This window comes from Thermus sp. NMX2.A1 (genome assembly GCF_000511705.1).
Lineage (GTDB): Bacteria > Deinococcota > Deinococci > Deinococcales > Thermaceae > Thermus > Thermus scotoductus.
The window spans coordinates 1-4,540 of record NZ_ATNI01000028.1; the positions used below are offsets into that span (position 1 = coordinate 1).

The 4,540-nt window shown below is 62.3% G+C and carries 5 protein-coding genes; 1 reads left to right on the plus strand and 4 read right to left on the minus strand.

What is annotated here, in order from left to right; genetic code table 11:
• The first annotated feature begins 311 nt into the window (after positions 1 to 311).
• Positions 312 to 605: a nucleotidyltransferase family protein gene (locus TNMX_RS01995; protein WP_019551465.1), complete on the plus strand. Its 294-nt coding sequence runs from the start codon at positions 312 to 314 to the stop codon at positions 603 to 605.
• Between the two features lie 294 nt (positions 606 to 899).
• Here TNMX_RS01995 and TNMX_RS02005 read toward each other — a convergent pair whose 3' ends face one another.
• From TNMX_RS02005 to TNMX_RS02020, 4 genes are all read right to left on the minus strand, one after another.
• Positions 900 to 2,114, minus strand: coding sequence for an ATP-binding protein (locus TNMX_RS02005; RefSeq protein WP_172640099.1), 1,215 nt, complete (start codon positions 2,112 to 2,114; stop codon positions 900 to 902).
• Positions 2,115 to 2,291: 177 nt separating this feature from the next.
• Positions 2,292 to 3,458, minus strand: a complete 1,167-nt coding sequence (locus tag TNMX_RS13205) for a transposase (RefSeq protein ID WP_253269350.1) — start codon at positions 3,456 to 3,458, stop codon at positions 2,292 to 2,294.
• An 84-nt stretch (positions 3,459 to 3,542) separates the two neighbouring features.
• Entirely contained in the window at positions 3,543 to 3,965 is a 423-nt protein-coding gene (gene tnpA / locus TNMX_RS02015) for an IS200/IS605 family transposase (RefSeq protein WP_038028968.1), read from the minus strand.
• Between the two features lie 4 nt (positions 3,966 to 3,969).
• Positions 3,970 to 4,374 carry a type II toxin-antitoxin system VapC family toxin gene (locus tag TNMX_RS02020; RefSeq protein WP_253269351.1) on the minus strand — a complete coding sequence of 135 codons (405 nt, stop codon included), beginning with the start codon at positions 4,372 to 4,374 and terminating at the stop codon, positions 3,970 to 3,972.
• Positions 4,375 to 4,540 lie beyond the last annotated feature (166 nt).

The following is a 4,540-nucleotide window of genomic DNA, read 5'->3' on the forward strand; positions in this document are numbered from 1 at the left end:
GCATCGGAGGAGGTGGGATGATGCGCAGGGCAAGTAGTCCCCACGCACGTGGGGATGGCCTGAGAATGTACAAGGTTGCCCCGTAGGATAAGCCCCCCAAAGCTTCGGCCAGGAGGGCCTCCAGCCTTCGCTGGAGGTCCATTTCCAGGGGCCGGAGGGCTAGCTGTAACGCGCCCGTAGGCGTGAGGAGGGAGAAGTGGAGAGTCGCCCGCCTGGGCGTGGGGCTTTCCCTGGAGAAGATCTACGAGAGTGTGGAGCTAGGGACTTCTTTCCAGGCCGACTTGGGGGCCAGGTAGTACCATGGAAATGCCATGGGGCCCGAGGAAGTCAAGGCCAGGATAGGGCCTTACCGGGAAGAGTTGAGGGAGCGTTTTGGGGTGGAGGCCCTCTACCTCTTTGGCTCCTCGGCTCGAGGGGAAGCGGGTGAGGGAAGCGACGTGGACCTTTTGGTGCGCTTTTCCCGTCCCCCGGGCTTTCTGGGCTACATGGGCCTGAAGCTCTTTCTCGAGGACCTTCTAGGCAGACCCGTGGACCTGGTCATGGAGCACACCCTGCGGCCGGAAGTGCAGCCTTTTGTGGAGCGGGAGGCCCTAAAAGTTGCGTGATTGGCGGTTAAACCTTGTTGACATGCGGGAGTTTGCCTCTAGGGCCCTTCGTTACCGGCAGGGCTTGGGGCGGGAAACGGTGTTCACGGATCCCCTGCGCCTGGACGCCATCTTACGTAACCTGGAGCTTTTGGAGGAGGTGGCCAAGAGCGTTCCCGTGGCCTTTCGTATATGCTTTCAGGCGCCTAGGGTTGCGTTGCGCGAAGGGCAAACAGATTAAGGACACGGAGCAATGCGCCCGAATTCTCTCTGCCGTCCGCGCGGGAACTGGCCCGCATGCGGGCCAAGCCCCTTCTAAGGCGTCAGCCGCCACAGGGCCTGGATGGGAACCGCTAACAGGTCCCTTTCCACCGCCAGGATCTCCTCTCCCCCATAAAGGACCACACCCCTTAGGAAGCGATCCTTGGCCAGGGAACGCAGAGCCTTAAGTCCTGAAAAGTCTCTTAGCCCCAAGGTGCGGCTCGCCTTGACCTCGAGGCCCACCACCCTTCCCTCCCACTCCAGGACCAGGTCCACCTCCTGGCCCGTGTGGGTGCGGAAGTGGTACAGGTTTGGGGCCACCTGGCTCCAACCCAGGCCCTTGAGGATCTCCAACACCACGAAGTTCTCCAGCAGGGGACCGAAGCTGGAAGCCTGATCCAGGGCCAGGCCCCCGTAGCGTAAGAGGCTTGCCGCCAGGCCCGAGTCCACAAAATAGAGCTTGGGCGCCTTCACCAGACGGCCCTCACCCCCCGGGGTCCAGGCGGGAACCCGCACCACCAGGAAGAGGGCCTCGAGGAGGGCCAGGTAATCCCGAAGGGTGGAAAGGGGAAGCCCTGCCCCCCGGGCCACCTCGGACTGGTTCATGGGACTTCCCAGCCTGAGGGCCAGAAGGCCCAGGACCTTGGGCACCTCCAGAAGCCGGTGGATGCGGGAGAGGTCCCGCAGGTCCCGCTCCAACAGGGCCTTCAGGTAGGCCTCGAACCAAGCCTGGCGCCGCCTTCCCTTCCGGGTCACGGCCTCGGGAAACCCACCTCTAAACACCCGCTCCTCCAGGGACACAGCCTCCAGCCGTCCGGCGGAGGGAAAGCGGGGGGAGAACAGGAGGTCCAGAAACTTCTCCTCCTTGCCCTCCAGCTCCCCTTGGGAAAGCGGCCAGAGGGTGAGGACCTCCATCCTGCCCACCAGCTCCCCCGAGGCCTGGGGCAGGACAAGGACGTTGGCGGAACCCGTGAGCAGGAACCGACCTGGCCGCCGGTCCTCGTCCACCAGGAGCTTGATGGCCCGAAGAAGGCCGGGAGCCCGTTGTACCTCGTCCAGGACCAGAGGGCCTTCCTGCGCCTGAAGGAAGCCCAGGGGGTCGTGCTGGGCAGAGGCCAAGACCAGGGGGTCGTCCAGGGTCAGGTAGCGGCCGTATCCCAGGCTGCGCACCAGGGTGCTCTTCCCCACCTGCCTGGCCCCGGCCAGAAAAACCACGGGGGTGTCCTGGAGAGCCTCGAGGAGACGGGGGGTGAGAAAGCGGGGGTACATGGGAGGATTGTACACCCGATCCTCGCGGAAAATCTACGAGATCTCCGCAGATATTCTGCGACTTACACGGCAGCAAAGAGATATCCCCCCGAGTGGTCCTCAGGTAACCCTCGCGCGGCCTCACCGAGGAGTTGCAGGTTCGTGACGTCCTCCCCCGAATGAATTCGGGGGCATCCCTTAGGATGCACGCAAGCACTCCTTGCGCTTCGGTTCGCCAAGATACGGGCTGCGCCCGTGACGGACCGTATGCCATCCCAACCGGAATGACAAGACCACGGGCCGCGCCACTCGGCCACTACTCTCCTTCACGGGAGATACGTGGAATGCCCGCTCGTAGATATTGAGCGCAGCATTCACATCCGCCTGGGCCGTCCACCCACAGGAGCAACGGTAGAGTCCCCGGTGAACCCGGTTGGCCTTCCTCACCTGGCCACAAGCATGGCAAGTGCGGGAGGTACCCCGCTCCTCCACGTCGTTCCGTACGGTGATCCCCACAAGGGCCGCCTTGTACCGGAGCATGTGAAGGATCTTGCGGTAGGGCCAAGCGTGTAAGCGCTGGTTTACCCGGGGACCGTAATCCATCCCTTCCCGGATGCCCGTGAGATTCCCGATGACGATCTCCTTCACCCCGCGTTGGACACACTCGCGGATGAAGTGGGAGGTAGCCAGGTGAAGGAGGTGCCCCACCTGTCGGCTTTCCTTGCGGGCAATCTGCCTGAAACGACGGGACATGCGGGGATTCTCCTGGGATGGGGGTTTCACCCTTGCCCGCACCTTCTGCCAGTACCGACGGGCCGCCTTGATGAAACGGCCAGAGTAGAGAAGGACCGTCCCGTCTTCAAAAGCGGCCGCCAGGAGTACGGTTTCCCCCAGATCCACCGCCACCCGCCCTTGGCCGTGGTTCCCACGGGCCTTGACCTCCACCACCAGACGGGCTTCAAACTGCCCGGACCCCTTGTCGTAGATGATGGAGACCTCCCGTACCCGTTCGTACTCCACGCCGGGGCGGTGGTGAATCCGAAAGCTGACTTGGCGGACACCGTCCTCCCTACCCTTGCCCAAGGAAAGGGTCAACCGGTCCCCCTCCAGCTTGAACCCGCTTTGGACGTACTTGAGGGGGGAAAGGGTAAACTTGGGCCGGAACCGAGGAGCATGATGTTCCGTCCTCCCATTTTTCTTCAGGGCGAAGAAAGACCTATAGGCCTGGATGACCTCATCCCGGGTGAGCTGTACCGATAGGGAGTAGTACCCCTTGGCTCGTGGCAGCGTCTTTAGGGTCCGATTGAGGGTGGCCGGCGTAGGTCCACCTTGCCCTTCTCCTTCAGCTCCTGGCGCAGGTGCCACATGAGGCCGTTGTAGACCTTGGTGGCACAAAACATGGCGTCACGCAAGATGCGTTCCGTCTCGGGGTCCGCGTGAACCTGCGCCTTAAGGGTTAGGAGAGGCATCGGTCTTTTGCTCCTGGATGTAGCGCTTGATGGTCTCTGAGCTGACATGCCCAGCGGTGCCGACGTAGTAGGAGGGGTTCCAAAGGTGGCCACCCCATAGCTGCTGCTTGAGATCGGGGAACGCTTTGAAAAGCCGCCGGGCACTTGCGCCCTTGAGAACCTTAGCTATCACCGCCGGACTGACGGCGGGGGGAGCGGAGAGGAAAAGGTGCACGTGATCCGGCATCACCTCCAGTCCGAGTAGTTCGTACCCGCGCTCTTGGGCAGACCGGACGAGAATCTCCTTCAGTTCCTTATCTATCGGCGGTACCAGCACCTCCTTGCGGTATTTGGTTGACCAGACGAGATGGTAATTGATCTCATAGACGGCGTTTGGCGTGGACTTCCATGCCTTTTTCTTCACATCATTATGGTAATACCAAACCCCAGGGGTTTGCAAGGGGGTCCGTGTATCCCCCCAATGAATTGGGGGGGATTACAGCCCCCTCGCGCTCCCCCGGTACTTCTAAAGTTCCCCTCCACCCTTGCATCCCCAGGAGGAGGATCTGGATGGCCTCGAGGTCATCCAGGCGCAGGGGTAAGATCTCCAACGCCTCCATCATCCGTCCCAACGCCTGCTGGGCTATCAGGGCGTTTGCTTCAAAGAGAAGCCATTTATACACCTCGTAGACCACCGGAAGAGGGGTGATCAGGCGGCTATGCTCCCGGGCCAGGGCACGGAACCCACGCACCGCGCTTTCATGGTCAGGATCGGCAGCGTGGAAGAGGGCAATCAGGGGCCCCGCATCCAGAACCAGGGTGTGCGGGGTCATCGCTCTTGACGGTTAGGGCGATCTTCAGCTCTCTCCCGGGCGCTTCCTTTGGCCTTTTCCACCACCCCGGCCAGCTCCAAAAGGGCCGCTGGGTTGCGGCGCAACCTTGCCCGCAGGGCCTCCTGCACCAAGGCCGAGAGGCTGGTCTCGGGGTGTTCCTTAAAGT